This window comes from Arthrobacter sp. fls2-241-R2A-172, from assembly GCF_030208885.1.
Classification (GTDB): Bacteria; Actinomycetota; Actinomycetes; order Actinomycetales; family Micrococcaceae; genus Arthrobacter.
The window spans coordinates 1-1,680 of sequence record NZ_JARVTB010000023.1; the positions used below are offsets into that span (position 1 = coordinate 1).

Sequence of the window (1,680 nt, forward strand, 5' to 3'; positions counted from 1 at the left end):
GTTTGGTGGTGCACGAAGTGCGCCAGATCGGCGCTGTTCGCTTCCGGTGACAAGAGCCTGGTCGAAGAATCCACCAGGTCCAGAACGCTGGCGTTGTGCGGTCCCTGTTCGGTGCGCCACCCCAAAGTGCCTTGGGACTCGTTGTTGTCCCACGCCAGCACCGGTCCGCCTCCGTAGCGGGCGAAGACAGCGCAGAGGTTCACTACGGTGGGGGTCTTGTTAGCGCCGCCCTTACGGTTGACGACAGCGATCTTGCGCGGACCGGGCCAGTGCTGGCTGACGGTGCGGATATCTTCACGTTCTGAGAGTTCTTCGGCAGAAGGGTCCATCCGGAGCCCCATCCGAGTGAGTGTTCCCCGCCAGCCCTGTGTTGCAGGTTCCAGCACCGGAGCGCTGACGAGGAATGAGGTTTCCTTCAAGCTACGCCGTGTCAGCGGTGCCTCGGTGACAGCCTGGGCTGACTCCGGTTCCTCGGAGGCCGACGAAGGCTTAGCTTCAACGGGGGCGGGCGGCCATGGCTGGCGTTCCACTGCCGCGGCCGTTTCCTCGATTACCGGGGCCGGCTGCGCGGGAACCGCTACCGGTTCAGGAGCCGCCACAGGGACTGTCTCAATGACGGCCGGGGCTACCGTCTCGGGCGCGGTCGCCGGAGCCTGCGCACGGCGACGTGCCGGGCGCGGTTCGTAGGAGACAGATTCGATCCTGTTGTCCGGGTGCACGATCAGCTCGCCGTGCCCTTCGGGATCCTCGATCTGGACCCGAACCGGGCGTTTCAGCGTCTGCGCTTCGCCCACGACGAGTGCCAGGGCATTGTTGCGAAGGTCCTGCAGGGAATCCCCGTCGGGGACGACGCGGGAGTTACCGGCAACGACGACCTCAGCGGTGCCGTTGTCGCGGACGATGGCCTTGATGCTTGGAAAGGCCAGGACCTCGGTTGGTGTAGTACCCATGAACTTTCTTCCTTACGTGTAAGAGGTGGAGAGGTGCGGCGCTTAGGACGTTGGTGGTGTCAGTCGGTTGACCTTCCACGGAGCGTCCTTGCCCGTGCGGAGCAGCTGCAGCATGTAAATCCCGGCGTTCGTCGGGACAGCGGCTGCGACGCCGTAGCCGTTGGATTCATCGACGGTCAGCTTGGCCGGGCCGGTGACGCGGCTGGCCGGGATGTTGGCCGGATCCACTGCCGAGTAGTCAGCGGTGGCCTGCGGGGTGAGCCAACGGGCCAGATCATTGGCCCACTGTTGTTCCTCCACCGTCGGGCGGGCGAAGTCGGCCATGGCCTTCTGCGCGACGTCCACGGCCTGATCCTTGCTGGCCTGATCCCAGACGATGCCAATAGTGGCAGGGACGGTCCCACCCGGTGCCTGCGGGCCGCTGTCGACGCTCAGAGACACCGGAGCAGAGGGTGCGGCCGTTGTCTCTGCCGGTGCCGGTGTGGTGTTCGAGGCTGGTGCGCATCCGGCGCACAGCAGGGCTGCTGCTGCGATGAGGGCCATAGTTTTTTTCACTTCTTCTCCTCTTGGTTGGGCAGATACAGGAACGCGGACGGGACACTGCTTTTGACGGTCCGGGTGTAGTAGTTGTGGTCATCCGGGGGCGGGTTGCCGTTGTAGCCCTCTTCGACGTAGGTCCCGTCGTCCTTAACTTCCTTGACCACGGCGACATGGCCGTATTGCGGGTCCG

Annotated in this window: 2 protein-coding genes; both read right to left on the reverse strand. The window is 64.6% G+C overall.

The window, feature by feature from the left end:
• The coding region (locus QRM57_RS20790; RefSeq protein WP_502868675.1) for a ParA family protein at nt 1-950 on the reverse strand (950 nt) is incomplete at its 3' end.
• A 42-nt stretch (nt 951-992) separates the two neighbouring features.
• Nucleotides 993-1,505, reverse strand: coding sequence for a hypothetical protein (locus QRM57_RS20795; RefSeq protein WP_284988109.1), 513 nt, complete (start codon nt 1,503-1,505; stop codon nt 993-995).
• Nucleotides 1,506-1,680 lie beyond the last annotated feature (175 nt).